Raw genomic sequence first — 26,150 nt, 5'->3', positions numbered from 1 at the left:
ACGCTCAGTAGCCCTTGCGCAGGAAGACCTTGTCGCCGAGCTCGATCTCCCGCCGGGTGCCCAGCAGAATGCACATGCTGCTGTGCTTGCCCACCGTGATGACCCGCAGCTCGCCCACGATCTCCTCGGGGAGCTTCGTGGTGTCCTTCGGGCGTGGCACCGCCTCGGTCGCGGCGGGGGAGTTGCTCTCGAGCGCGATGCGGTCGACGGCGCGTCGCTCGATGAAGCTCTCGTGCCAGGCGTCGCCCTTGCGGAGCACGAGCAGGCGGTTGCCAGGCTTCACCTTGGCGTCCTCGCCCTTGTCGATGAAGATGACCTGGTCTTGCCCGTAGAAGTTGTGGTTGCGGACGCTCGCGATCACCTGCGCGGCGGTCTCGGCGTCGTTGCGCTGTGGCGGGACGACCTCGAAGCGACGCTGGATGGCGCCGATGCGGGCGCCGCGCTCGATGACGTCGAGCGCTTCCACGATTCGCGCCCGGGCCGTGTGGTCCTTCGCGCGCCAGTTGTCGACCCGGACCGTGCCCTGAATGGCGATCATCTGGCCGTTCCCGCGCACTGCGCCCTGGGGACGGTAGATGGTGAGGAGCTGGCCCTCCTTCGCCTCGCGGTTGTCGGCGAAGCGGATGTAGACCTCGTCGCCCTCCGTGAGGAGCATCTTGTCCTCGGGCGAGCCATTGATCTCACCCCAGTTGTTCGACTGGTCTTCGATGTACCCGCCGTTCCTCAGGAACACCGTGCCGGGCGGCACCTGCGCGGGCCCGCGGATCGCGTTCGCGGCGGTGGGCGCGGCGGCGGGCGCGTCGGTGTCGGCGCCGGGCCGCAGGCGTACTTGCTCGCCGGGGTAGATCCAGTGGGGGTTCTGGATTTCGGGGTTGTAAGACCAGATGCGAGGCCACTGGTACGGGTTCGAGAAGTACTGGTCGCAGATGCGCCAGAGGGTGTCGCCCTTGCGCACCGCGTGCACCTGGGCGCTCGGGTTCCGGCGGGCGTTCATGCCCCCGAAGATGAAAGAGCCGTTCTCGCGACCCCGGACGGTCCCACCGCCGGCGCCCGATGCGCGGAGGTCGAACCCGTCGCGATCGCCGGGGCCCGTGATCGGCTTCGACGAAGACCCCGTCACGTTGCCGCCGCCGAGGACCCCGCCCTCGGGGACGGGCGCCACGACCGCGTTCGGGTAGGTCGGGAAGACGACCGTCGATCCGCCGCCTGTCGCCGGGGCCGCGCCGCCGCCGCCGCCTGTCGCCGGGGCCGCGCTGCCGCCGCCACCTGCCGCGGGGGCCGCACCGCCGCCGCCACCTGCCGCCGGTGCTGCGCCGCTGCCTGCCGCTCCTTGCGCCGCCGCGGTCGCCGACATGGCGATCAGACCAAACCCGAGGAGCGCCGCGAGCGCGCGTGAGGTGGAACGGTTCATCGTGCCGATCATAGCGGGTCCTTGGGCCTTCGTGGCCGACCGTCTGAGGAGTTTCGCGCGCGCCGGCGGGCTGCGTCGCTCTTCGGGAACTCGCGCTCGAGCCGATCGAGCGCCGCGCGCGCTTTCGCGGGGTCACCGGCCCGCTCGTACAAAATCGACAGCTTCAGGAGGGAGTCGGGGACTTTGTTCCCGAGCGGGAAGCGCGAAAGCAGGCCCTCCAGCTCCGCGACGGCCTTCTGCGGCTCACCGAGGCCCGCAAGACACTCTGCGCGCCAGTAGATGGCGTTGTCGGCGTACGGGTGGTCGGGCCAACGCGTAAGGAACGCCCCCATCTGCGCGAGGCCCTCCCGGTGGTGGCCGGCGCGCGCCTTGTCGAGCGCCGAGGCGTAGGCCTTCTTTGCCTCGGGGTCCAGGGCGCTGGGGCGGGGGCCGTCGCCTGCGGCAGGCGCGACGACCTCGACCCCCTCGTCGCGGCGGGCGCGGACGCGCTGGCCGCCGCCGGAGCCGGCCACGCGGATCGATGGACGCGGTGCGACGTCCTCGGGGTCGTCGGACTCGGGGGACGTGTCCACGTCTGCGGGGGCGCGCGCGGGGGTCGAGTCGACTGTGACGGGCGCGGGCGCGGGCGCCTGGACGGGCGCCGCGAGGCTCGTCACCGCGTCGCGCTCGGAGGTGAGGCGGTTCACGTCGTCGGACAGACGCGCGAACTGACGGTCCGCGGAGTCGTGCGCGCATCCCGTCGTCGCCACCGCGAGCGCGATCGCGCCGAGGAGCGGGAGCGCCCTCGCGGCGCGGGAGCGGGAGGTGGCCGCACGAGGTCGGATCATTCGCCCGAAACTTACGGCTCCTCGGGGCTGCGGGCAAAGAAGTCGCACGAGGCCTATTGGGTCTGCGTGAGGTCTTCGACGAGGTAGCCGAGGATGACCTCGTCGAGGGTCTTGTCGCCCACGAGCTCCTCACCGAAGATCGAGCCGGTGGCTGTGGGGCTCTGCCCGAAGATGGCGGCAGGGCGGGCGGGGGCGTAGCGCCGTGAGCGCGTCGGCTCGTCGCGGCGCGCGGCGCCTCGCTCGCGCGGCGCGGCCTTCTTCGCTGCGGGCTGCGCGGGCGCCGTCGCTGCGCCGGCCGGGGGCGGGACGTTTCGCGGCTCGTTCGCGCGGCGCGCTGCGAGCGCCTGCGCCGGGACCGCCGCGGGGATCCCGCCGGTGGAGAGCGCCTGCTTGGGAGGCTCGACGCGGGCCGAGGGCGGAGGCTCGGTGACGGGTCGATCGCGGGAGGTCTCGGGCCCGCGGATTTCGGCCGTCGCCGCGGTAGGATCGAGGAGCGCGTCGTACTCGCCGTCGCGCAGGGCGATGAACATCGCCTTGTGCTGCTCCTTCATCATCTGGCGGACCGTGTCCGCGAGGCCGTCCGAGCCGACGTGCTCGCCGTAGCTCCGCTTGACGCTCTTCAGGATGCGCCCGCCGTCCATGAACAGATGCGTGATGACGTGCGGGTGCTTCACGCCCGAGTCTTCCGTCTGGATGTGGAAGACGCGGTTCTTGTGGCGGACGTTGTTGTTGTAGCCGAGCAGCGGCGACTGAATCTTGCTCATTTGGCCGTTCTCGGAGCGTATCGGCGCCCGCCCGTGGAGGCAAACGCAAACGCGCCCCGCTCGAGGACACTCCCTCTGAGACTCGCGCGCCGTGCGCTATTCGGCCGGCGCGGGCTCGCGCGACGCGGGTACCGGGTACGGCTTCATGAGCGGATCAGCCTTGCCGTACTTCTTCTCGTCCCAGAAGAGCGGGTTGAAGACGTTCGCCCGCTTGTGGTGGTTGCCGTGCATGTAGATACCGAAGAAGATTCGGTTGCCGATCCAGTAGATGCCGCTGTCGATGTTCACCGGGTGGTACTCGCCGGTCTTCGCGAGCGCGTTGTGGGTCACCCAGTTGAAGTGCATGATCTGCATCCAGCCGAGGATCTGGGCCGGCAGGAACAGCGCGATGAAGCCCGCCGGGCCGAGGAGCCGGAAGAAGAAGGCGATGAGCACGAGGTTCGTGCCGTAGCTGATCATCGCGCGCGTGCGCTCGCGCCGGCGGTTCTCGGGGGTGTCGCCGAACACCTCGAGGTAGGCGCGCTGCAGCTGCACTTCGACGTTCATGATGCCGCGCCAGGTGAACTTGAAGTAGTTCGGGAGGAGCGGGTGCGGGTCCTTCTCCGGGTCGTCCGAGAAGCGGTGGTGCCGCTCGTGCACGATTTGCCAGGAGGCGAAGCGGGAGAGCACGATGAACCCGCAGAGCTCGCCCACGAGGCGGTTGATCGAGCGCGGGAAGCTCCCGTGGCTCGCGTTGTGGACGAACACGCTGCAGAGGATGTGCACGTACAGCGCCACGGGGAACGCGGCGATGAACCAAAGCTTGAAGCTCGGCGCGAGGGGCTCGACGTGGCCGAAGTGCAAGAGCGCGATGAGCGCCAGGCAGAAGAAGAACCACCGCGCGTCGTAGCGCCGGTAGAAGTTCGCGTCTCGGCGGAAGTGAAGGTGCGGCAAGCTCCCAAAGGATGCGAACCACGAGGCGCGCGCTGCGGTAGACATCTTGACCCTCCACGAGCTCAGGCGACGAGCCGCCGGTGTTCTAGACCTGGCCTCGGCGATCGGCAACGCCTTGTTGTGGCGCAATCGCCGCGAAGGTGGGTTCGCGCCTTCGGGGGCGCGGAGCGGGGTGCGCGTAGCCCGGTTCGCGGCACGCCACGCGAACGCGGGTTGACGCAGGGCTGCGATCGGTCAAGAAAGGCATCGCCGCCTGCGTGGCGCACGGAGAGCGCGATGACGAGCCTTCCCAACACCTCCAAGGTCCTGCACGAGCCGGGCTCGGGCGCGGCGCGCGCGCGCGCTCCCGTGGCGCCCAGCGGCGGGCTCTTGAAGAACGCGTACGACCTCCGGCAGCTCGGCCTCATCACGCTCTACATGGGGGTGGTGTTCACGATGTACTTCGTGCCGGCCGCCCGCACGCTGCCGCTCCTCGCCTTCGCCTGCTGGCTGTCGTTCCTCAACACGGTGGTGCTCCACAACTCGCTCCACTCGGGGCCCTTTCGGTCGAGCACGTTGAACAACGCCTGGCGCATGGTGCTGTCGTTCGGCGCGCTCTACCCGGCTTCGGCGAACATCCCGTCGCACAACCTGGTGCACCACCACTTCGAGGACGACGGCCAGGAAGACTGGGCGGCGCCGGGGCACGTGCGGTTCCGCTGGAACCTGCTGAACTTGCTCCACTTCCCGAACGTCGCCGGGCCGCGGACGTTCGCGGGCGTGACGCGCTGGTCGAAGCTCCATGGTCGCGGCGACTTCCGCGCCCAGTACGTGCGCGAGCAGGTGTTCGCCTTCGGTCTCACGGCCGCGCTCCTCGCGTGGGACTTCTGGACGGCGCTCTTCTTCGTCGTGATCCCCCAGCTCTGGGGCGCCCGCGGCATCCTGCGCATCAACCTCATCCAACACGACGGCTGCGACGTCACGAGCGAGTGGAACCACTCGCGCAACTTCGTGGGCCGCGCCTTCAACTGGGTGATGTGCAACAACGGGCTCCACACCATCCACCACAACCGCGCGGGCCTGCACTGGTCGCTCTTGTGGGAGTGGCACGACAAAGAGGTCGTCGCGCGCATCGATCCGTCGCTGAACGAGCCGAGCATGATGGGCTACCTCGCGCGCACGTACTTCTTCCGGTTCGCGCGCCCCGCGCCTCGCGCGGTCGCGCAGGCCGAGGCGAGCGCCGCCGCGACCGATCTGGCGCCGCGCGAGACGCGTCGCGCCGAAATCGAGGCCGCCGGGACCGCGGTGTAAGCATGCTCGGCCCCGTCCCCTACTTCGCGCTCGGCTGCGTCGCGCTGTTCGCCGTCTGGGTCGCCGCGCTCCTCTGCGCGCTCGCCTCCGTGAACACGGCCCGCGCGCTCGGGCGTCGCGCTCGCGGCCTCGCCGGGCTGCAGGAGGCGACCGTCACGCGCGGCGACGGGCCGGGGGGCGCCCTCGCGGAGCACCGCGTCCAACAGCTCGCCCGGGCGCTCGACGCCGATCCACCGTCGCTCGCCTTCTCGGACAAGAACTACCGGGGTGAGCTGTTCGGTGGCGAGGTGGAGGTCGCCGGGGTCACGAGGCGCCTCGCGGCCCGCTCGGAGCTCGAAGTGTGGCCCGACCCCGAGAGGCAGGCCCGCTGCGCCCTCCTCGGAAGCGACGCCGAGTTCGATGTGCTCTACAAGGATGCGCGCGCCAAGGGCTCTCCGCGCGACGTCGTCACGCCGGTCCTCCCCGGCGATCGGGTCTACCTCCTGAGCTCGAGCGAGGGCGGGGACGACGCCACCGTCACCTTCCTCGCCGCCACGCCCCCGCGGGCCTTCCTCGCGCGTCGGCGCGCCGCGCACCTGCTCTTCGCCGTGGCCGAGCTCGCGGTGTGCGCCGGCCTCACGGCCGTCGCGCTCTGGCCGCCGCACTTCGGGACCGTGAGCACCGTCGGCGGCGTGGGACTCCTCGCGTTCTTCCTCATCGTCCAGCCGCTTGGCGTCGCGGTGGAGGAGGCGTCCCGCGAGCCCGCCCGCGCCTTCCTCCGGGGCACGCAGCGTCGGTCGTCGCCCTTCCCGGGCGGCGTGGTCCCTGGCCGTACGACGAGCCAGGTCTCGAACGGATAGCCGTTGGACCTGCTCTACTTCGTCGTCTTCGTGAGCGTGCTCATCTTCATCCACGAAGCGGGGCACTTCGCGTTCGCGAAGATCTTCGGCGTGAAGGTGCTCACGTTCTCGGTCGGGTTCGGGCCGAAGCTCGTGAAGATTCGCGGGCGCGAGACCGAGTACTGCGTGGGCCTCCTGCCGTTCGGAGGCTTCGTCAAGATGCTCGAGGAGGGCAAGAGCCGCGAGGCCATCCTGCCCGAGGATCGCCTGCGCACGTTCGAGAGCCAGCGGCTCTGGAAGCGCATCGTCATCGTGCTCGCGGGGCCCGCCATGAACGTGCTGTTCCCCGTGCTGCTCTACACGTCCGTGTTCTACGAGGACCGGGAGTTCCGCTCGCCGGTCGTGGGGGCGGTGGTGCCGGACAAGCCAGCGGACGGCAAGCTCATGCCGGAGGACCGCATCGTGTCGATCGACGGCCACGCGGTGGCGAGCTTCCCCGAGGTGCAGGAGCTCTTCGCCACGCGCTCGGGCAAGCCCGTGCGGGTCGTCGTGCAGCGCGACGGCGCCACGATCGACGTGGACATGGTCCCGGTGGAGGAGATCGAGGAGCTCGAGCCGAAGGAGCTCGACATGGTCGAGAGGGTCGGCCGGGTGGGGGTGAGCCCCTCGTTCTCGGCCCCGGTCATCGGCGTGCCTCGCACCGACTCGCCCGCCTACCGCGCGGGGCTCCGCACCTTCGACCAGATCAAGAGCGTGAACGGGCGCACCATCGACCGCTTCGTCGACCTCGTGCACATCCTCACGAAGAGCCGCGGCGACACGCTCACCGTGACCTACATGCGCCCCGTGAAGACAGAGGGCGGCCTCTTCGAGCTCGCGGTGATGGAAATGGGTGTCGCGACGCTGACACCCCTCGCGCGCGAGGACGTGGGCACGCACATCGACGACTGGCCGAGCCGGGAGCGCGACGTGCTCTCGCGCACCGGGATCGAGACCAGCGACATGTACGTGGCGTTCGTCCCGGAGGGCTCGAGTGAGTGGCTCGCGGGCCTCCGCGCCGGCGATCGGGTCGTGGCGCTCGACGGCGTCCCGCAGCGCCTCTTCGGCGGCATGAAGCAGCGGCTCATCGCCGACGCCGCGCGCCCGCACGAGCTCGTGTGGACGCGCGAGGGCGAGCGAAAGAGCGGGACGTTCCAGCTGCGCAAGGAGCAGTGGCAGGACGAGGTCGGCCAGCCGTACGCGCGCTACGTCTTCCGGACGAACCACTGGGCGCCCAAGGCGAAGGACGAGACGGTACCGAACAACCACCGGCTCACGTACGCCCTGAAGAAGGGGAGCCTCGAGACCATCGCCGTCGTGCGCTTCATCGGCGTGGGCTTTCTGCGGGTGTTCCAGGGCCGCGTGAGCCTCGCGACCGTGAGCGGGCCCATCACCCTCTACGACGTGGCGGGCCAGGCCGGCGCGAAGGGCACGCGCTACTTCGTGTGGGCGATGGCCGTCACCTCGGTCAACCTAGGGCTCATCAACCTCCTGCCCATCCCCGTGCTCGACGGCGGGCACCTCGTGTTCTTCCTGCTCGAGGGCATCCGTCGCCGCCCGCTCAGCCTGCGCACGAGGGAGATCGCGAGCCTCGTCGGCATGAGCGTGCTCGTGCTGCTGATGGCGCTCGCGTTCAAGAACGACGTCACACGCAAGTGGGACACCATCCGCGCGCAGGTCATGGAGCTCGTCACTTGATGCTCCGTCTCCGTCGAAACGACGGACTCCTCGGCGACGTCCAAGCGCGCGTCACCGACCGCAACGCGCCCGACGGCGCGGGCATCGACTAGGAACCGCGAGGCAGCTCGCACGTGGCCCTGTAGTAGGCCGTAGTAAGCGGCGCACCCAAGGAGAGAACATGTTGAAGAAGGTCGTTGAAGCCGCGTCGTCCGCCGTGAACCGCGCCGTGTACGGGAAGGCGCCGGAGGGAGGGCCGGAGGCGCTCGCGGGGATTCCGTTCACGCGCCTCGACGGGTCTCCGCTCCCCGCCGACGAGCTCGCGGGCAAGGTGGTGCTCTTCGTGAACGTGGCCAGCCGCTGCGGGCTCACGCCGCAATACGAGGGGCTCGTCGAGCTCTACGCCAAGTATCGCGAGCGTGGGTTTCTCGTGGTCGGCGCGCCGTGCAACCAGTTCCTTGGCCAGGAGCCGGGCAGCGAGGCCGAGATCGCGTCGTTCTGTAGCGCCACCTACGGCGTGGACTTCCCGTTGCTCGCGAAGCAGGACGTCAACGGCGCGTCGCGCAGCCCGCTCTACCAGTTCCTGGTAGGCAGCAGCGCGGGTGGTGGCGCCGACATCGGCTGGAATTTCGAGAAGTTCTTGGTGGGCCGCGACGGCGGGGTCCTGAAGCGGTTCTCGCCGAAGACGCCGCCGGCCGCGCCCGAGGTCGTCGCCGCGATCGAGGCCGCTCTCTAGCTTGAGGAAACGCGGGCGCGGTCGCGGGAGGGCGCGACCGCAGCCTGGGCCTTCGTCGGCTAGCGCCGCGAGCGCCGCCTACGGGCCGCGCCGAGGGCCGCGAAGCCCACGACCATGCCGAGCGCGGCGGTCGCGCCGTTGGACGCCGACGAGGGGGCCACGACGCACCCGCCTCCCTCGAGCTTGCCATCCAAGTTCGGGTTCAGGTTGGCGGGGAGGGACGACGCGGGCGCGGGCACGCCGCCCGCGGGCCACGTCGCGTCGAGGAAGTCGGGCTTGCCGTTCAGGTTCTGGTCGGCGGTGCCGTCGGTCGCGTCGGGGACGCCGTCGTTGTCGGAGTCGGGGTCGAGCCAGTTCGGGGTGCCGTCGAGATCCACGTCGATTGAGAGGTTCGCCCCGCGCGCCAAGGTGATCTCGTCACGCGTAGCGAGGCCGTCGTTGTCGTCGTCGTTGTCGAGCGCGTCGATGACTCCGTCGCGGTCGGAGTCGATCGCCTTGTTCCGATCGGGCCCGACCTCGGCCAGGTCGCCCAGGAGGTCGTCGTCGGAGTCGGCCCTGTTGGGGTTCGTGCCGAGCTTCGCCTCTACTTCGTCCGAGAGGCCGTCCCCGTCGCTGTCCTTGATGTCGTCGACGCATCGACCGGCCTCGGCGCCGTTCGAGGTGCACTTCTTCCCGTCCGGGCAGGCGTTTCCCTCGCGGGCGCGGCAGCCGTCCGCGCACAGGCCCGCCTCGCACACCTTGCCGCTCTTCGGGCCGCCGCAATCGGGGTCGGAGCCGCAGGTGTTCGAGCACGCGCCGGTCGGGATATCGCAGCGGGGCTTCCCGGGGGCGCAGTCGGCGTTGGAGGTGCACTTGCCGCACCCTCCCGCGTTGGGTCCCGCGGTGAAGCAGGTCGGGCTGCCCGTGGGGCACGCCTCGGTGGCGCCGCTGCCGGCGTCGCCGTTGCACACGGCGCACGTCGCCGCGGGATCGCCTGGCGGCCTGCAGAACGGCGCGTTCGCTGCGCAGGGCGCCGCGCCCAGCGTGCCGAAGTCGCCCGAGCACGGGGCCTTGCACGCCCCCGTCTCCGGGCCCGCGGTCACGCAGCGGCTCGCGGCGGCGCTAGGGCAGGCGCGCGCCGCGCCGGAGCCGAAGTCGCCGTTGCAGTCTCGGCATTCGGCCTGGGTGGTGGCCGTCCCGACGGTGCACACCGGCGTCACGCCGGAGCACACGGTGTGGGGGGCGACGTCGACGGGCGGCGCGGCCGGGCAGGTGCCCTCGATCAGCCGAAGGTCGTCGAAGTCGGGGCCCACCAGGGGCGGGATCGTGCCGACGCAGTCGCTCGAGCCGCAGAAATGCTCGAACTTGACGTACGCGAACGTGCCCGGGAGGCCCGCGGCGGGGGTGTGGAAATTGCGGCGCGCCCAGGTCCACGTCGTGCTGCCGGGGGCGATTGCGCCGTTCTCCGGGTTGGCGCCGATGGTGGCCGCGCCGGGCGGGCAGAACGAGCCGACCGTCGCGGCGTTGTTGAATCCCGCTTGCCCAAGGAGCCAGCACTCCCCCGCGGTCGACGCTCCGCCGCCGAAGGGGTTGTTCGCGCTGAAGTTGATGCCCACGTAGGGCGCTCCGTTCGCGTTGGCGCGCACGAACGCCATGAGGCAGTAGTCGGTGTCGGGCTTCACCGTCACGGGGGGCTTCGTGAAGACGCGGCCGCCCGAGAGGCCCACCGTCTCGCGAGCGTAAAACCCGGCGCACGCCTCCGTGGGGCCGTCGTCGACCGAGCTCCGGAGCGTGGTGGGGCCGCCGGCCTCGTTGTAGAGGTTGACCGCGGAGGAGGCGACCCAGGCCGCCGTGGTGTTCGACTCCCACGACTCGGAGATGAGCGTCTGCGCGTGGGCAACACGCGGGGCGGCGAGGGCGAACAAGGCGAGCGAGGCGAGCGAGGCGAGCGAGGTGAGCGAGGTGAGCGAGCGTGGCGTTCTCATGTCGAATCCCGACGCGTTGGCGTGTGACGGCTGTGGTGGACGAGCGATTGGACGGCGCATGAACGGAGCGGCCCGAGCGGCCGCGACCTCCTACACTACGGTATCGCGCTCGCCCTGGAAGCGAGGAATGCCGGCGAGGGGGCGCCGCCCTCGATGGCAACGGGTCGTGAAGTGTGGCATAGCGTGCGCTTGGAGCCCCCGATGAACACCAGGCGCACGACTTTTGGCCGATTTCTGCTCGTTCTCTCGCTCGTGGCGGTAGCCCTCGCAGGCTCCGCCGTCGGCGCGTGTGGGAGCGACGTGCCCGGCGTAGAGGTCGACGCGGCCCCGCCCGAGCCCTCGGTGCCGCCCACTACGCCTCCCCGACCGACCGGGACGGGCACGGGCACCACTCCGCCCGTCGATCCGAACGTGGCCAAGGTCCCCGTCGCGACGGCGGTCACTCCCGACCGAGCCGTCGTCGGTGCCGTGGGCCCCGACATCGTCGTGACGGGCAACAACTTCGTCGCGCGGTCGGTCATCCAGCTCGACGGCGCCGAGCTCGCGACCACCTTCGTGAGCGCCACCGAGCTCCGGGCCGCCATCCCCTCGAACAAGCTCACCGCGGTCGGCACCCTGCGCATCTCCGTTGGCACCGCGCCTCCTGGCGGCGGCGCGAGCAAAGAGCTGACGTTCGAGGTGCAGAACCCCACGCCCGATCTCACGCAGCTCTCGCCGCTCTCCGTGGTCGCCGGCTCCCCGACCACTACGGTCACCCTCACCGGCGGGGGCTTCGTGGCGGGGGCGAAGGTGGCCATGGGCACCACCGACCTCACCACCACCTTCAAGAGCGCCACGGAGCTGTCGGCCACCGTCCCCGCGACGATGCTCGTCACCTCCGGCAGCTTCCCGGTCAAGGTCACGAACCCCGCGCCCGGCGGCGGGGCGTCGTCGCCGATCGTGTTCACCGTGACGAACCCGAACGTCACCCTGACGCGGCTCACTCCCGCCGCGGCGGACGTCGGCGGGCCCGCCCTCGCGATCACCCTGGACGGCGCCGGCTTCCTGCCCACGACCTCGGTGCTCTTCAACGGCGCGCCGATCACGAGCGCCTTCGTCAGCGCGGTGCGCCTCACCGCCACCATCCCCGCGGGGTCGCTCGCCGCGGTCGGCGACTTCCCGGTCGCCGTCAGCAACCCCCCGCCGGGCGGCGGCCTCTCGGCGCCCACAGTGTTCCGCGTGCAGTACGCGGCGCCCACGCTCGCCTCCGTGTCACCCTCGGCCATTCAGGCCGGCTCGGGCGCCACCCAGATCACCGCGACCGGCACGCACTACTACGCTTCGTCGCAAATCACCCTCGACGGCGTGGCCGCTGCGACCACGTTCGTCAACGCGACGACCCTGCGCGCGACCATCCCGGCGGCGTCGCTCGTGTCCGCAGGCGCCGTGGCCATCCGGGTCGTGAACCCCACCCCAGGAGGGGGCACGTCGTCGGCGGTGAGCGTTTCGGTGCAGAACCCCGCTCCCGTGATCACGAGCCTCTCGCCCAACAACGCCACCGTCGGGTCGCCCGACCGTCCCCTCAGCGTGCTCGGCACGGGCTTCGTGCCCGCGAGCGTCGTCCGGGTGAACGGCGTGCCGCAGGCCACCAGCTACACGAACGCGACCCAGCTCACGACGACCCTGGCGTCGAGCTTCCTCGCCAACCCTGGCTCGGTGCTCATCACCGTCATGAGCCCGGCGCCCGGCGGCGGCACGTCGGCGGCCGCCACGTTCACGGTCGGCTGCGACACCACCGGCGTGAATATCCAGCTGGGCCCCGTCGGGAACACCACCACGCTCCAGACTGCCTTCGCCACGGCGCCCACCGAGACCGGCTTCGAGTTCTCGGGCGGGTGCCCGGGCATCCTCAGCGCGAACGTGCTCCCGGTCCGGTATTGGGTCGTCCAGAACAGCACGAACCAGCCGGTGACGTTGGCCGCGTGGGGCGTGTGCTCGAGCGTGCTGCCGCCGCTGCCCAATCCCCGGACCGACGACGCGTTCATCTCTTTCTACAAGCGCGGCACGGTGCCGGTGACCACCGCGGAGCGCGAGGGCTGCGTGGGCGCCATCGCGGAAGGGACCGATGGCGCCGGCTCGTTCAGCGCTCCCGATCCCGATCGCGGCGGTGCGCCGTATTGCCCTGGCCTCACGAAGGCCAACGGCGGCGGGCTCGTGCTTGCGGTGTGCGAGAAAGCCGTGGTGCGCGTGCAGCCGTACAGCATGACGAACCCCACCTTCACTGCGCCCCCGCAGATCCGCGTCCGGTCCGAGTGAGGACCCGCGCGTGGGGAACCCCGACATGACGTCCGGCGGCGCGCAATCCCCGCCTGGCGCCCTGCCTCGCGCTCGCGCCTCCACCGTGCCCACCGCGCGCCTCGTCGCGGGGAAGGTGCTGGCCCGAACGCTCCGCGACGGCGCGTACGCCGCGGCCGTGCTCGACACCGAGCTCGGTCGCGCCGCGCAGCTCGACGCCCGCGATCGCGCCCTCGCCACCGAGCTCGTGTACGGTGCGCTCCGCATGCGGGCGTTCCTCGACGCCGAGCTCGCGCGAGGGTCCTCCCGCGGGAAGCTCAACCTCGATCCCGAGACCCACGCCCACCTGCTCGTGTGTGGCTTCCAGCTCTTCGGGCTCGACCGCGTGCCGGCGTTCGCGGCGGTCAGCGAGGCCGTGTCCCTCGTGCGGCGAGCGCGCGGCGAGCGCGTGGCGAGCTTCGCGAACGCGGTGCTGCGGCGGCTCTCCGAGCGCGCCGCCAAGACGACCGTGGAGCAGCGCGTCGAGGCGCAGGTCGCGTCGGCGCCCGAGTGGCTCCGGGCCGCGCTCGACCGCGCGCTCGGCGCCGAGTCCGCCCACGCGTTCCTCGTCTCGGCCACCGCAGGCGCGCCCGTGTGTCTGCGCGTCGCGAGCCCCGATCGCCGGCCGCGCGTGGCCGCGCGGATCCGCGAGCTCGCGCCGGGCGCGGTGGTCACCGAGGGGACGATCTCGCCGCTCGCCGTGCTCGTCGCAGGGGCGGGCGATCCGCGCGCGCTCCTCGCCGAGCTCGCGTCGTCGGCCGAGCGAGTGGCCATTCAGGAGGAGGGCTCCCAGGCCATCGCGCTCTCCCTCGGTGTCGTGCCTGGCGAGCGGGTCCTGGACGCGTGCGCGGGGCGCGGAAACAAGACCGCGGTGCTGGCGATGGCGCTCGGCGCACGGGGCGAAGGCGGCTGCGACGCGGCCGACGTCCACCCCTCGAAGCTGGCGCGCCTCCGCGCCGAGCTGGACGCCCAAGAGCTGCGGCTCCGGGACACGTTCGCGGTCGACTGGTCGCTCGGCGCGGGCGACGCGACGGGGCCGTACGACGCCATCCTCGTGGACGCCCCGTGCACCGGCGTCGGCACCCTCCGCCGCCGCCCCGATCTGTGGGCGCGGCGAACGCCCGAGGCGCTCAGTGATCTCGCCCGCCTCCAGGCGAGCATCCTCGCGCGCACCGCCCGGCTGCTCGCGCCCGGGGGCCGCCTCGTCTACTCGGTGTGCAGCGTCCTGCAGGAAGAGGCCGAGGACGTGGTCGAGGGAGTGCTCGCCGGCCAGTCCGCGTGGCTCGAGCGTGCGCCCTTCTCCGGCGGGGTCTTCGAGCCGGGAGTCTCGTCGGTTCGACTCCTGCCCCACGTCCACGGGACGGACGGCTACTTCGTGGCGAGCCTGCGGCGCCCGGCGTAGCGCCGTCCCACGTTGTGTTTCGCGCCGCGTGCCGATAGAAGGAAATCCGGTCTACCGAAAGTCGAGGAATACCCGGATGATCATCGATGTCACCGTCCCGCAGCTAGGGGAGAGCGTCGCCGAGGGCACCATCACCAAGTGGCTCGTTCGCGAGGGCGAGGTGGTCGCGAAAGGCCAGCCGATCTTCGAGGTCGCGACCGACAAGGCCGACCAGGAGATCCCCGCTCCGGCCGGAGGGCGCCTCGTCGCGCTGCTCGTCGCCGAGGGGGACGTCGTGCCGGTGCTGAAGGTCGTCGTCTGCCGCATCGAAGAGGGCGCTACCGCCTCCGCGCCCGCGCCCGCGCCCGCGGCGGAGCCCGCGCCCGCGCCCGCGCAGGCCGCTCCGCTCGCGACGCCGAGTGGGCGCCAAGCCGCGCTCCAGAACGCCGTGGATCTCGCGTCGGTGCAGGGCGACGAGCGAGGTCGCATCTCCCGCGGTGACGTGCTCCGCGCCGCCGCGCCTGCCGCGCCTGCCGCGCCCGCCGCCCCTGTCGCGCCCGGTCCGCGAGCCCAGCAGATCGCGCAGCTCGTCAACCAAGGCGGCGGCTTCGTCCCGCCGATCCCCGGCGTCGGGTACGCGTCGTTCAAGGTGCCGCCCTACCGCAAGGCTGAAGGCGACACGGTGATCCCGTTCACGCGGCGTCGGCGCATCACGGCCGACCACATGACCTACTCGAAGGTCACCTCGCCGCACGTCGTCACGGTGGCCGAGATCGATCTCCACAAGACCTCGCGCCTCCGGGAGGCGCACAAGGCCGCCTACAAGAAGGAAGGCGCGTCGCTCACGATGCTCGCCTTCGCGATCGCGGCGACGGCGCGCGCCCTGCGCGAGAACCCCGGCCTGAACGCGCGCGTCCTCGACGACGCCTACGTGGTCTACAAGGACGTCAACCTCGGCGTCGCGGTCGACTCGCCGGATGGCCTTGTCGTCCCCGTCGTCCGCCGGGCCGACGAGCTCGGCGTGCGCGGCATCGTCCGCGCCGTCGACGAGCTGGCCAAGCGCGCGCGCAACGGAAAGATCACCGCCGACGACCTCTCCGGGGCGACGTTTTCCATAACGAATCCGGGCATGAAGGGGAACCTCTTCGGCGGCGCCATCATCAGCCAGCCGAACGTCGGGATCCTCCGCATGGGCGAGATCCAGAAGCGGGTCGTCGTGGTCGACGGCCCCGACGGCGACGACCACATGGTCGTCCACCCCGTCATGCTGATGGCGCTCAGCTACGATCACCGCATCGTCGACGGCGTCGCCGCGAACTCCTTCCTCTGGCGCGTCACCGAGCTGCTGGAGAAGGGCGAGTTCGAGGTCTAACTCGGTCCAACGCCGAAGACGCGCGGGGGGAGTGCTCATGAAGCGAGTCGTCCTGGTCGGGAACCCTACGGCGCAGAGCGGCGCGAACGCCCAGCGCATCGACCGCGCCACGGCGCTCCTCCGGCAGCGGGGCCTCGCCTGCGAGGTGTTCGCCACGCTGCCCGGTGGGCGCACCGTCCCCGCGCTCCAGGCCGCGCTCGCGGCGAGCCCGCCGGACCTCGTCGTCGCGATGGGCGGCGACGGCACCTTCCGCGAGGTCGGCGCGGCCTTGCTCGCGTCCGGTGTGAAGGAGCGCGTGGCGATGGGCATGCTCCCCACCGGCACCGCCAACGACCAGGGCAAGAGCTTCGGCCTCTCGGCCGGCGAGTCGGCGCTCGAGGCCAACGTCGACGTGGTGGCCGCCGGCCACGAGGCGCGCCTCGACGCGGTCCACGTGACCTACCTCCACCTCGACGGCGCCGAGACCGGCCGCGCCGTGCTCTTCGACTCGATCGGGTGGGGGTTCTCCGCGCGCGTCTTGCTCGAGCGCAACCTCGATCGCGGCGTGCTCGAGCAGCTCGGCCCGCTGAAGCACCTCTACCGCGATCACATGGTGTACGCGGGCGCGATGGCGCGCGTGTTCATGGACTCGTTCGTGCGCGATCAGACCTTCGACGTGACCCTCACGGTGGACGGCGTCACCCACCGCCACGAAGGGCTCACCGATCTCGTCGTGAAGAATACACGCATCTACGCCGGCGCCTGGGTGCTCGACCGCGCGAGCCGCCCCGACGACGGCGTCGTGGAGCTCATGCCGTTCCGCAACCAGGCCGACTGGGTCGCCAAGGCGATCGTCGATCACGACGGCAACCCGCTCCCCGAGGCGCTCCGCGACCCCGGCGGCTGGGTGAAGTCCGACGTGCTCCGTGGGAGCACGATCGAGCTCGCGTTCTCGGGCGCGGTGCTCCCGCTCGCTCAGATCGACGGCGAGGAGGCCGATCCGTCGCCGCGCGCACGCGTCGTCGTCGAGCCCCGCGCCCTACGCCTCGTGGTGCCCCAGGCCCACGCCACGACCGCCACGACCTGAGCGGCGAGGCGCGCTCCGGCATGCGAGACATGCGAGACCGGCTCCAAGCGCTCCGTCCGCCCGCCGCGGTCACGCCGCTGCGCGCCGCCCTCCGCGTGTTTCTCTCTCGCGACGGGCGCTTCCTCTCCGCGGCGATCGCGTTCTACGCCTTGCTGTCGGCGGTGCCGCTCGCGTACCTCGCGCTGTGGGTGGCCTCGCTCTTCGTGAGCCGAGACTCGGCCGCCGCGGCGCTCGAGCGCGAGCTCTCGCGGTGGACGGGCCCGGCGCTCGCGCACGTCGTCGCGCGGTGGGAGGGGCACGCGCGCGACGGCCACGGGCTCGGCGTCCTCAGCGTGCTCGTGCTGCTCTATTCCGCGACGCGGCTCTTCGCCGCGCTCGAGCGCGGCCTCAACGCGATGTGGGAGCTCGGCCCCGCGGACGAGGGCGCCGCCGACGCGCCGGGCGCCGCCGGCGGTGGTAAGCGCAAGCTCCTCCGGCAGCTCCGCACGCGCGGCCTCGCGTTCGTGGTGGCGACCTTGCTCGGCGTGAGCCTCGCGGCCCTGGTTGGGTTTCGCGCGGGCGTGGCCGCCGCGGAGCGGGTGGGGGCGCGGCTCGCGGGCCTGCCGTCGGTCCTCGAGTGGGGCTTCTCCCTCGCGGGCGCCACGCTCATCTTCTTCCTGCTCTACACGGTGCTGCCCCGCACCCGCGCGCGGCCGCGCGAGACCCTGGTCGGCGCCGCGGTGTCGGCGCTCTTGTTTCTCCTCGGCGCCCACGCGATCACGAGCTACGTGGCGCACAAAGGCGACGTGGGCCTGGGCGAGACGCTGCTCGTGCTCCTCTGGCTCCGCTACGCGGCGCAGGTGTTCCTGCTCGGCGCGGCGACCGTGGGCGTGTACCTGCGCGCGCGAGGCGCGCTCGTCGACGGCCGGGTGGTGCCGGAGGGCGGCGCGGGCTCTGCTCCTCCCAGGAGCTAGAGCGCCGCGGCCGCGCATTGGAGAAGCGAAAACACGCGCACGCGACGAGGTGGGCGCGCGCGCGGTCGACGGGCGGATGGTGCCGGAGGGCGGGGGCGGCGGGGAGCGGGCGGCGAGTCCGCGCGGACCCTAGTACCGCAGCGAGACCCCGCTCACGGTGCCCCACGAGTGCGTGCAGCTGGTGAAGCCTCCCTCGCCGCCCATGGCGCGGATGAGGTGCGGGCTGCCCTCCCACGTGCTCGAGCTCGACTCGACGGAGCGCTCGACGATCGTCGCCGTGACGCAGCTGCCGTTCTTGCAGACCTCGACCCGGCGCCCGCAGAGCGCGTTGCGGGAGCCCTGCAGCGAGCCCGGCGCCGCGAGCCAGTCGCCGTTGTCGACGAAGTCGCGGGAGGGCCGCGCGAAGTCGGAGCAGGCGAAGGCGACGCGCCCCTCCGAGAAGCGATCGCAGCGCGTGAGAAAATCCCAGTTGCCCTGCCAGAGCAGGGTCACGGTCCGCGTGGTGCCCGAGCCCGCGGAGCCGCCGGTGCCGCCGCTGCCCGAGCGGTCGAGGTACGAGCCGAAGGCGTACCCGTCTTGGCCGTTGTAGTTCACGCGGTAGTAGCCGTCCTGCGCGCTCCCGCCGGCCGCCGTCACGCGCGCCCCCTGAGGCATCACGGTGCGCACCGAGGCGCTGCGGTTCGGGCTGCTGCGGAGGTTCAATGGGCGGTTCACGATGAGGGCTGTGCCGGCCGCGATCGAGCCGGTGATCGCCTCGGCCGACTCGTCGGCGACCTCCTCGTCCGCCCCGCCGGCCTCCGCGCTGCATCCCGTACCCGCGAGCAGGAGCGTCGCGGCGAGGGCCGCCGTGAGGCCTGCGAGGGGACGGACGAAGAGCGCGGCGAGGCGTTGCGGGGCGGGCATATCCCCCGCCATGCGCGAGGCGTGCCAGGCGCCGGCGCGCGCGTTCAGTCGTGAAACGCGCACAAACTGCGCGAAGGGTCTTCCCGTCTACCGCCCCAAAGGGAGGATCGACGATCCGTCAGGGCGCATCAGCGACAAAGGGCGTGGATGGGCGATAACGAACGCCAATGTAGGTTGAAGGCACACCCGACTGGGGCGCGCTTGAGGACGCACCAACGCCCGGCGGCCACGATGCGTTTCGCGCGTCCCGGCACGACGCACAACCGCTACCCTACAGGGCGAGTCGCGGCCGCCGCGGTCTGCCGCGCGCGGAGCGTGATCCGCGTGAGGTCGGCGTCCGAGGCACCTCCTCGGGGATCGCCCGCAGCCTCTCCGACCGCGTGCCCGCGCCCCACGACGCGACCAGATCGTCCTCCGAGGCCGCCGGGATCGCGAGCGCGCGAGCTCGCGCGAGCTCGATTCGGCAGTCCCGCCCAACGGGCAGACCCGCGGCGAGGTGGCGAGCGATCTCGGCGGAATCCTCGCCGCGTGGGTTGTCCGTTGTGAAGATGACCTCGTCCGCGAGCCCGCGGCGCGCCCCATCGCCGAACGCTTGCCGACGTCTCGTTGACCGCCGGCACCCACGACCACCCACAATCGCCCCGTGCAGAGCGCGCGCGCGCTGGCGAGCGTCCGCCGTAGCGCGTCTGGGGAGTGTGCGTAGAACACCAAAAATCCGAGGGCTCCACGCGTAGCGAACGTCGCGCGTCTGCGCCGCTTCGCCGCGCGCTGAAGCCGCGCGGTGGTTCGGCGCCGAGGCGGTCGTCAGCCCAAGTCTATCGCGCCAACCAGATGCGGAGGCGCGCGAGGGAGAGCGCAGCCTCGATGCCGAGGCGGCGTCGGGTGCTCTCCGTCCGAACGAACGCGTCACGCGCCGCGTCGGCCTCTGCGAACGAGATCTGCCCCGCCGCGTAGCGCGCCTCCGCGGCGTCGAGCGCCGTCTTGGCGGCGGCCATCGACGTGTCCGCGGCCGCGCGCGCCGCCGTGAACGCGCGGAGCGACGCGGTCTCGCGGGCGAGGAGAATCGCGAGCTCGACGTCGGCCTGAGAAGCGCGCGCCGCGGCGCCCCGGGCGGACGCCCCCGCCTCCCGTGCGCGCGCCGCTTCTCCTACGAAGGCGAACAGCGGAACCACGACGCCAGCGCCTGCCGCCACGTAGCCTGGCTCGTCTGGCGCGACGCGCCGGGCGTAGCCGGCGCTGCCTGCCACCACGAGCCTCGGGAGGTGCTCGGCGGTGGCCGCCCTGTCGAGCGCGGCGGCGCGTGCCTCTTCCGCCGCGGCGACGTCATGAAGCGGATCGCGGGGGGCCGCGCCGGCCGAAACGGTCGCGTGGTCGACGTCACTCTTCCTAGGTTCGGGCGCGCTCAAGGTCGTCGCCGCGGAGAGAGGGCGACCGAGCATCGCTCCGAGGGTCGCGCGCGCCACGCCGACCTCAGCCTCCGCGATCGCCAGCGCCGCCTTGGCTTCCGCTGCGCGGGCGCCAGCGAGCAGGGCGTCCATCTCGGGGCGCAGACCGGTCCTGGCGAGCGTCCGTGAGGCGTCGGCGCCCCGGGAGCGAAACCCGACGGCTGCGGCCGTCGCGCGCGCGTCCTCTTCGGCCATCAAGGCAGCACCGAACGCCCGAGCGGCGTCGAGCGCCGCCGCGCGCCCAGTGAGGCCCTTCCATGCCGTCGCCGAGTCGACCCTCGCGAGGGCTGCGTCGACGCGAGAGGACGTGCGCCCGAAGTCGTAGACGGTCCATCCCGCCTCGATGCCCGCTCCGAAGTGCTGCGTGTAGGGCGAGTTGATGATTCCGCGCACCCCGAGCTGCTGGGTCGAGCCGCCGAAGCCCGCCGTCGCGACCGCCGCGAGGTTCGCGTCCGGAAGGTACCCGCTGCGCGCGACCGAGACGGCCGCCCGAGCCCCCTCCACGAGCGCTTGTGCCTCCTGGCGCCGAGGCGATCGTTCCTGGGCGAGGCGTGTCGCATCTTCGATCGTCAAGGTCTCGGCGCGCGCCGCGCCAGTCGCCAGCGCCCCGACGAGCCACAGCGCCGCGAGAGGGCGCAGCTTCATCGGGCCACCTCACACGCCGCGCCGTCACGCACGAGCCCGCGCCCGCCCGTGACGATCTCTTCGTCGCCCTTCAGTCCCGACGAGATCTCGACGAAGGGGCCGCGATCGTAGCCAATCACGACCTTCCTCTTGCGTGCGACCGCGCCATCCATGACGTAGACGAAGGCTTCACCGACAACCTGAATCACAGCGTCGGCGGGCAGGACCAGCACCTCCCCTCGAGAGCCGAGGTCGATCGCGGCGCGCGCCGAGACGCCCGCGAGCATGGCGCCCTCGACGTTCGGGACGTCGGCCTCGACGCGCAGCGTGCGCGTCGCCTCGTCGAGCGCGGGCGCGAAGCGCGCGATCTTCGCGTCCACTCGCCTGTCTCGGAGCGCCGGGACGATCACCGTCACCCTCTGTCCGACCTTCACGGCGGCGGCGTCTCGCTCCGGCACGTCGAAGGTCATCCGGAGCGTCGAGACGTCGACCACCTCCACGATGATCGAGCCGGCGGAGAGCGCGCTCCCGCGGTCCACACGACGCGCGGCGACGGTGCCCGTGAAGGGAGCGACGATCCGCGTGTCCGCGAGCATCGCGCCACCGTGCCCCAGCTCGGCCGCGGCGCTCGCGATCCTCGCCTTCGCGGCCTCGACCTTCGCGTCCAGAGCGGCGATCTCGCCCTCGGCGATGACGCCCGCTGGACCCGCGTCGACCGCCTTCGCGACGCGCTGGCGCTGGTCCTCGAGCGACGAGAGCTCGGCCTGGGCCGTACGCCGGTGCGCATGGGCGCGCTCGACGTCCTCTGCCAGGCCCGGGATGCCGATCGTGGCGAGCAGCTGCCCCCGCTCGACGTGGTCGCCGCGATCCACCGTGATTCGGGTCAGCTCGCCGGCAACACGAGCCCCGAGCTGCGCTCTCTGCCACGGGAGGAGGACGCCTGGGAGGACGCGCTCGCCGGAGCTGGCCTCCTTCCGGGGGCGGACCACGCGGAGGCGGAGCCGCGGCGCGGGCATCGCCTCGTTCGTCTCGACGCTCGCCTCAGCCTTCCTCGACGGGTTGCAGCCAACTCCCCCGAGCAGCAGCGCTCCGAGCACGACGAAGTTCACTATTCCGCACATCACGGGATGGCCTCCACGTTCGGCCCTTCGAGATCGGGCGCTTTCAGGACGTCGTTTCGGTGGAGCCATGCATCGGCGACGGGCACCACGAAGAGCGTGAGAAGAGTCGAGGCAGTAAGGCCGCCAACCACCGCGCGCGCGAGGGGGACATTAGCCTCGCCGCCGTGACCGAAGCCGATCGCCATCGGGACAAGCCCCAGGACGGCCGCGAGCGACGTCATGAGGATGGGGCGTAGTCGCACGGCCGCCGACTCCGCCGCGGCGTCCGCCGGTGAGCGGCCCTGCTCGCGAAGGCGCGCCGCGAACTCGACGAGCAGCACGGAGTTCGAGACGGCGATGCCGACCATGAAGAGCAGGCCCACGAGCGATTGGACGTTGAGCGTCGTCCGGGTGGCCCAGAGCAGCCCCATCGCGCCGACCCCTCCCAGCGGCACCGCGAGCAAGATCGACAGCGGATCGAGGAACGAGCGAAACTGCGCGACAAGGACCAGGTAGATGAGGAGCACCGCGAGCCCGATGCCACCGGCGAGCTGCTTGAACGTGCTCCGCATCTCGGCGACCTCGCCCGACACCTTGACGTTCACGCCCGCAGGCAGCTTCACGCCGGCGATGGCACGCTCGACGTCTGTGGTCACACTCCCGACATCGCGACGGTCGACGTTCGCGAACACGTCGAACACCTTCTTGATGTCCACGTGTCGCTCCTCGGCGATCGAGCCGCGCCGCGAGAGCTTCGCGATGGTGCGCAGAGAGACGGGGGGCCCGCCCTTACGCGGGGTGATGGTGAGATCGCCGAGGCGCTCGAAGTCGTCGACCACGCCTTCTCGGTATTGAACACCGAGGTAGTAATGATTGCCGTTTTTAGGATCGAGCCAGAACGACGGCTCGAAGCCGACGCTCGACACGACGGCGGCCGAGACGTTCTTCACGACGTCGTCGACGGTCAGCCCGAGCTTCGCCGCCTCGACGCGGTCGACGTCGACGCGGACCATTGGATAATCGTCGGTCTGCTGGACGCGTACGTCGACAGCCCCTGGCACCGGCGCGACGCGACGCTGAATTTCTCGCGCGAGCGCGAGCCCGTCCTTGTCCTTGGCGCCCTGAATCTGAATATGGATGGGCGACGGCTCGCCACCGTTCAGGGCGGCAGTGACGAGACCGCCCGTGTCGAACGCCACCTCGATCTCCGGGACGCGCTGCCGAAACGCGGCGCGTAGGGTGCGCGCGTATTGCTCCGCGGATCGAGAATGCCCTTCCGTGAGCTCGATCTCCATGAACGCGTCTCCCGGACCGGCGTTGGGCGTATACGCAGCGGGCCAGTCGAAGAGTACTCCGATGTTGGTGATGACCATCGCGAGATCGTTCCTCGGGATCGTGTCTCGGATAACCGACTCGACCTGCGCCATGTAGGCCTCGGTCTTCTCTACGCGGGTGCCCGACGGGGCGCGCGCGAAGATGGTGATATGACCCGCGTCGGCGCGCGGGAAGAGCTCCTGTCCGAGCCCGCGCGCAAACAGCACAGCCGCCCCGAGAGAGGCGACGGCGACCAGAGCGACGAGCCACTTGGCGCGGAACGCCCTCTCGAGCGCGCGCCGGTAGCTCGACGCGACCCGGCGATAGAGGGGGCCACCATGCTCGTCGGCCTCGCGGCCTTTGTGCGGGCGAGCGAGGAAGCGAGCCGAGTAGGTCGGCACGACCGTCATCGCCACGACGTAGGACGCCGTCATGGCGTACGTCACGGCGAGCGCGAGTGGAACGAACAGGAACGACCCCATTCCCTTGAGGAACGCGACAGGCAAGAAGACGATGCACGTGCAAATCGTGGCGACTAGCACGGGCGCGCGGACCTCGGCGGCACCTCGGGCGGCTGCCTCCCGAGGTGGCACGCCCGCCTGGATGTGCCTCATCGTGTTCTCGAGGACGACGATGGCGTCGTCGACGAGGCGCCCCACGGCGAGCGCGAGACCTCCGAGCGTCATGGCGTTGATGGACTGCCGGGTCAGGCCGAGGCCGACGATCGCGGCGGTGATGGAGAGCGGGATCGCGAGGAAGGTCACCGCGCTCGCGCGGGCGTTTCCGAGGAAGACGTAGACCATGATGCCCGCGAGCAACGCGCCAATCGCCCCCTCTGTCGCGAGCCCTGCGATCGCCTTCTTCACGAACACCGACTGATCGACGACCACCCGGAGATCGATCCCCTCGCCGAGGGTCGCCTTCAGCGTCGCGAGCGCGTCTTTTACTGCGCCGACGACCGAGACTGTGTTGGCGCCGGGTTGACGGTAGATCGGAATGTAGACCTGCCGCTTGCCGTCGATCCGGACGATGTTCGACTGAATTTGCGCGGCGTCCTCGACCGATCCCACGTCCCCGACCAGCATCGGCGCGCCGTCCTTGCCTATCTTGATTGGGAACGCGTTGAGCTCGGCGACCGTCTCGGGGATGGCGTTCGATTCGAGCTGGTAATCGAGGTCGCCGATCTTGACGTTGCCGGTGGGGACGAACGTGTTCTGCGCGCGGAGCGCGATCTGGACGTCCATCGGCGCGAGCCCTCGCGCCGCGAGCTTGTCGGGATCGAGATACGCGTAGATGCGCCGGAGCTTTCCGCCGTAGACGGCGGGCGCCACGACGCCCTGGATCCCTTGGAGTAGGTTCCGGAGCTGAAAGTAAGCGATGTCGTAGAGCTCTTTTTCGGTCTTCGTGGAGCTGGACACCGAGAGGAGCGCCAGAGGCAGCGGCGCCGTCGGGTCGAACGGCATGACCATCGGCGCCGCGGTGCCCGGTGGGAGGTAGTAAACGTCGCTCGCGGCGAGCGACGAGACCTGGCTCATCGCCGTGTTGGGGTCGATGTCCTCGCGAAAGTAGTCGCGGACGACCGACACGCCGGTGAGCGAGCGAGACTCCTGACGCGCGATGCCGTTCGATTGCCCTGTCCAACGCTCGAGGCGGCTCGTGATGTCCGCGCCGACGACTGGCGCAGGCATGCCGGGGTAGAGCGTGAGCACCTGGACGGCCGGCGTCTTGAAGGTGGGGAGGAGGTCTACGGGGATTCGTGTCGACGAGACATAGCCGAGGACCATCAGCACGAGGCAGCCGACGACGACGAGATACGGGTTCTTGAGGGCGATCTTGGTCATTGGAGCGGGGACTACGAGCTGGGGACGAGGTCGAGGAGGCGGGCGAGCTCGTGCGCAGGCAGGTCCGCGACCGCCACGAAGGCCCCGCCGCCTGGTCGCGCCGTCGCGCAGATGGACAGGCCGCCCTCCCCGCGGTCACAGCCCACCCTCGACAGCTGGGCACTCGGAAGCTCGAAGAACGAAATGCGCCGTCCCGCGCGCTCGTAGAGGACGAGCGGGACCCACTCCGACTGGATGCGGCAGGAGCGGCCGCCGATCAGAGTCGTCGCCTCCCACGTCGGGACGACGACCGGGCGCCCGAGCCGCTCTTCGAGAGCAGCCGCCACGACGCGCGAGTCGCTGGAGGCCACCTGGGCAGGAGCACGAAGCGGCGCGTAGTGCAGGTGGTCGAGCGCGAGCTCGTCGCGGAGCGGGGCCGAGAGCGGTCCCTGCGGCGCGTGCGCCCTCCGGGCCACCCCAGCCAGGGCAGCGGCCACGACGAGCGTCGCGGCGACCGCCGCCGTCCAACGACGGCGCGAGGCCCGGCCGGAGGTCGACGCCTCCTGCAGCATCGCGAGCGCCTGCGGGCTCACAGCGGCCTCCCGGTCGAGGGCCCTCAAGCTCACTCGCACGCGGTCTTGAGTCTCGCGTCGCTGCCGGCAGGAGGCGCACCCCTGGAGATGCTCGGACTGCGTGCGGGACTTCGGTTCCACCAGCTCTTCGTCCTGGAGATGATCGCTCGACGTCATGCGTCCCTCCGGCTCTGCGAGTAGGCGGCGCCTCGTTCCGGACCGATTTGTGCGAGAAGTGCCGCCAGACGCGCGCGCGCCGCGCCACGCGCGACTTCACCGTCCCCACGGGAATGTCGAGGATCCGCGCGACCTCCTCGTGATCGAACTCCCACACGTCGGTGAGCACGAGCGCCGCGCGCGCCCCCTCGGGAAGCTCGGCCAGGGCGCGCTCGAGGTCCACCCCCTCGACGCGAGCGGGCGGCACAGGCGGGGGAGTCTCGAGCGCCGACAGCTCGTCGAGGCCACCACCAAGGAGGACGAATCGATCGCGACCCGCTTGCGCGCGGCGGAGGTCGACATGGGCGTTGCGCGCGATGCGGAAGAGCCACGCCTTCAAGTGCCTCGTGTCCGCCAGATCTTCGTGCGCGCGGAGCGCCCGCAGGAGGGTTTCCTGGACGACCTCGTCGGCCTCCTGCGGGGTCTGCGCGAGCCAACGGGCGAAGCGGGTCAGCTCTCCAAGGAGCGGACGGAGCTTCTGCGCGAGGTGCCCATGACGCATCATTCGTGAGGTAGACGTATCGAGACCGCCGCCAGGTTCCATGGCCGATGGTCCGCGCGTCGATCGTCGCCGACCTGGGTGACGAGCCCGGGAGAGCGAGGGTGGTTCCA

At 71.3% G+C, this 26,150-nt stretch carries 20 protein-coding genes; 9 read left to right on the top strand and 11 right to left on the bottom strand.

Features of this window, described 5'->3' with window-relative positions; translation table 11 throughout:
- Positions 1 to 4 precede the first annotated feature (4 nt).
- From IPQ09_02640 to IPQ09_02625, 4 genes are all read right to left on the bottom strand, one after another.
- Entirely contained in the window at positions 5 to 1,411 is a 1,407-nt protein-coding gene (locus tag IPQ09_02640; GenBank protein MBL0193120.1) for a LysM peptidoglycan-binding domain-containing protein, read from the bottom strand.
- A gap of 8 nt (positions 1,412 to 1,419) precedes the next feature.
- Positions 1,420 to 2,238, bottom strand: coding sequence for a tetratricopeptide repeat protein (locus IPQ09_02635; protein ID MBL0193119.1), 819 nt, complete (start codon positions 2,236 to 2,238; stop codon positions 1,420 to 1,422).
- 53 nt (positions 2,239 to 2,291) lie between these two features.
- Positions 2,292 to 3,002: a hypothetical protein gene (locus tag IPQ09_02630; GenBank protein MBL0193118.1), complete on the bottom strand. Its 711-nt coding sequence runs from the start codon at positions 3,000 to 3,002 to the stop codon at positions 2,292 to 2,294.
- A gap of 96 nt (positions 3,003 to 3,098) precedes the next feature.
- On the bottom strand, positions 3,099 to 3,980 hold the full coding sequence (locus IPQ09_02625) for a fatty acid desaturase (GenBank protein ID MBL0193117.1): 882 nt from the start codon (positions 3,978 to 3,980) through the stop codon (positions 3,099 to 3,101).
- Between the two features lie 324 nt (positions 3,981 to 4,304).
- Here IPQ09_02625 and IPQ09_02620 point away from each other — a divergent pair, with 324 nt between their 5' ends.
- The 4 genes from IPQ09_02620 to IPQ09_02605 all read left to right on the top strand — a co-directional run bounded on the left by IPQ09_02620 (position 4,305) and on the right by IPQ09_02605 (position 8,495).
- A complete protein-coding gene (locus IPQ09_02620; protein ID MBL0193116.1) occupies positions 4,305 to 5,225 on the top strand; it encodes a fatty acid desaturase in 921 nt (306 codons plus the stop codon).
- A gap of 2 nt (positions 5,226 to 5,227) precedes the next feature.
- Positions 5,228 to 6,064, top strand: coding sequence for a hypothetical protein (locus IPQ09_02615; GenBank protein ID MBL0193115.1), 837 nt, complete (start codon positions 5,228 to 5,230; stop codon positions 6,062 to 6,064).
- 3 nt (positions 6,065 to 6,067) lie between these two features.
- On the top strand, positions 6,068 to 7,780 hold the full coding sequence (gene rseP, locus IPQ09_02610) for an RIP metalloprotease RseP (GenBank protein ID MBL0193114.1): 1,713 nt from the start codon (positions 6,068 to 6,070) through the stop codon (positions 7,778 to 7,780).
- A 160-nt stretch (positions 7,781 to 7,940) separates the two neighbouring features.
- A complete protein-coding gene (locus tag IPQ09_02605; GenBank protein ID MBL0193113.1) occupies positions 7,941 to 8,495 on the top strand; it encodes a glutathione peroxidase in 555 nt (184 codons plus the stop codon).
- Positions 8,496 to 8,554: 59 nt separating this feature from the next.
- Here the strand turns inward: IPQ09_02605 and IPQ09_02600 are convergent, their stop codons facing one another.
- The gene (locus tag IPQ09_02600; protein MBL0193112.1) at positions 8,555 to 10,459 is read right to left on the bottom strand and encodes a hypothetical protein; all 1,905 of its coding nucleotides are present in this window, start codon (positions 10,457 to 10,459) and stop codon (positions 8,555 to 8,557) included.
- Positions 10,460 to 10,660: 201 nt separating this feature from the next.
- On the opposite strand from IPQ09_02600, the gene IPQ09_02595 reads away from it, so the two are divergent.
- The 5 genes from IPQ09_02595 (at position 10,661) to IPQ09_02575 (ending at position 17,544) form a co-directional block, all read left to right on the top strand.
- Complete coding sequence (locus IPQ09_02595; GenBank protein MBL0193111.1) at positions 10,661 to 12,754, top strand: hypothetical protein; 2,094 nt, start codon at positions 10,661 to 10,663, stop codon at positions 12,752 to 12,754.
- Between the two features lie 10 nt (positions 12,755 to 12,764).
- Positions 12,765 to 14,174: a Sun protein gene (locus tag IPQ09_02590; protein MBL0193110.1), complete on the top strand. Its 1,410-nt coding sequence runs from the start codon at positions 12,765 to 12,767 to the stop codon at positions 14,172 to 14,174.
- Positions 14,175 to 14,253: 79 nt separating this feature from the next.
- Positions 14,254 to 15,525: a 2-oxo acid dehydrogenase subunit E2 gene (locus tag IPQ09_02585; GenBank protein MBL0193109.1), complete on the top strand. Its 1,272-nt coding sequence runs from the start codon at positions 14,254 to 14,256 to the stop codon at positions 15,523 to 15,525.
- Positions 15,526 to 15,562: 37 nt separating this feature from the next.
- Positions 15,563 to 16,591: a hypothetical protein gene (locus IPQ09_02580; protein MBL0193108.1), complete on the top strand. Its 1,029-nt coding sequence runs from the start codon at positions 15,563 to 15,565 to the stop codon at positions 16,589 to 16,591.
- Positions 16,592 to 16,611: 20 nt separating this feature from the next.
- Positions 16,612 to 17,544, top strand: a complete 933-nt coding sequence (locus tag IPQ09_02575) for a YihY/virulence factor BrkB family protein (protein MBL0193107.1) — start codon at positions 16,612 to 16,614, stop codon at positions 17,542 to 17,544.
- A gap of 129 nt (positions 17,545 to 17,673) precedes the next feature.
- On the opposite strand, the gene IPQ09_02570 is transcribed toward IPQ09_02575, so the two are convergent.
- The 6 genes from IPQ09_02570 to IPQ09_02545 all read right to left on the bottom strand — a co-directional run bounded on the left by IPQ09_02570 (position 17,674) and on the right by IPQ09_02545 (position 26,043).
- Positions 17,674 to 18,447, bottom strand: a complete 774-nt coding sequence (locus IPQ09_02570) for an SH3 domain-containing protein (GenBank protein MBL0193106.1) — start codon at positions 18,445 to 18,447, stop codon at positions 17,674 to 17,676.
- A gap of 87 nt (positions 18,448 to 18,534) precedes the next feature.
- On the bottom strand, positions 18,535 to 19,155 hold the full coding sequence (locus tag IPQ09_02565) for a hypothetical protein (GenBank protein ID MBL0193105.1): 621 nt from the start codon (positions 19,153 to 19,155) through the stop codon (positions 18,535 to 18,537).
- Positions 19,156 to 19,262: 107 nt separating this feature from the next.
- On the bottom strand, positions 19,263 to 20,537 hold the full coding sequence (locus tag IPQ09_02560) for a TolC family protein (GenBank protein MBL0193104.1): 1,275 nt from the start codon (positions 20,535 to 20,537) through the stop codon (positions 19,263 to 19,265).
- Positions 20,534 to 21,640: an efflux RND transporter periplasmic adaptor subunit gene (locus IPQ09_02555; protein ID MBL0193103.1), complete on the bottom strand. Its 1,107-nt coding sequence runs from the start codon at positions 21,638 to 21,640 to the stop codon at positions 20,534 to 20,536. The genes IPQ09_02560 and IPQ09_02555 overlap by 4 nt, the downstream gene beginning before the upstream one ends.
- Complete coding sequence (locus tag IPQ09_02550; protein ID MBL0193102.1) at positions 21,637 to 24,771, bottom strand: efflux RND transporter permease subunit; 3,135 nt, start codon at positions 24,769 to 24,771, stop codon at positions 21,637 to 21,639. Before IPQ09_02550 ends, IPQ09_02555 begins: the two co-directional genes overlap by 4 nt.
- 135 nt (positions 24,772 to 24,906) lie before the next feature.
- On the bottom strand, positions 24,907 to 26,043 hold the full coding sequence (locus tag IPQ09_02545; protein MBL0193101.1) for an RNA polymerase sigma factor: 1,137 nt from the start codon (positions 26,041 to 26,043) through the stop codon (positions 24,907 to 24,909).
- Between the last annotated feature and the right edge of the window lie 107 nt (positions 26,044 to 26,150).

Source organism: Myxococcales bacterium, from assembly GCA_016720545.1.
GTDB lineage: Bacteria > Myxococcota_A > Polyangia > Polyangiales > Polyangiaceae > JAAFHV01.
This window is presented reverse-complemented; position numbering and strand designations above follow the sequence as displayed.

Coding starts and splice junctions, on each gene's coding strand:
- IPQ09_02640 (MBL0193120.1), bottom strand. CDS start 1,411: ATGAACCGTTCCACCTCACGCGCGCTCGCGGCGCTCCTCGGGTTTGGT.
- IPQ09_02635 (MBL0193119.1), bottom strand. CDS start 2,238: ATGATCCGACCTCGTGCGGCCACCTCCCGCTCCCGCGCCGCGAGGGCG.
- IPQ09_02630 (MBL0193118.1), bottom strand. CDS start 3,002: ATGAGCAAGATTCAGTCGCCGCTGCTCGGCTACAACAACAACGTCCGC.
- IPQ09_02625 (MBL0193117.1), bottom strand. CDS start 3,980: ATGTCTACCGCAGCGCGCGCCTCGTGGTTCGCATCCTTTGGGAGCTTG.
- IPQ09_02615 (MBL0193115.1), top strand. CDS start 5,228: ATGCTCGGCCCCGTCCCCTACTTCGCGCTCGGCTGCGTCGCGCTGTTC.
- IPQ09_02605 (MBL0193113.1), top strand. CDS start 7,941: ATGTTGAAGAAGGTCGTTGAAGCCGCGTCGTCCGCCGTGAACCGCGCC.
- IPQ09_02600 (MBL0193112.1), bottom strand. CDS start 10,459: ATGAGAACGCCACGCTCGCTCACCTCGCTCACCTCGCTCGCCTCGCTC.
- IPQ09_02595 (MBL0193111.1), top strand. CDS start 10,661: ATGAACACCAGGCGCACGACTTTTGGCCGATTTCTGCTCGTTCTCTCG.
- IPQ09_02580 (MBL0193108.1), top strand. CDS start 15,563: ATGAAGCGAGTCGTCCTGGTCGGGAACCCTACGGCGCAGAGCGGCGCG.
- IPQ09_02575 (MBL0193107.1), top strand. CDS start 16,612: ATGCGAGACATGCGAGACCGGCTCCAAGCGCTCCGTCCGCCCGCCGCG.
- IPQ09_02570 (MBL0193106.1), bottom strand. CDS start 18,447: ATGCCCGCCCCGCAACGCCTCGCCGCGCTCTTCGTCCGTCCCCTCGCA.
- IPQ09_02560 (MBL0193104.1), bottom strand. CDS start 20,537: ATGAAGCTGCGCCCTCTCGCGGCGCTGTGGCTCGTCGGGGCGCTGGCG.
- IPQ09_02550 (MBL0193102.1), bottom strand. CDS start 24,771: ATGACCAAGATCGCCCTCAAGAACCCGTATCTCGTCGTCGTCGGCTGC.
- IPQ09_02545 (MBL0193101.1), bottom strand. CDS start 26,043: ATGATGCGTCATGGGCACCTCGCGCAGAAGCTCCGTCCGCTCCTTGGA.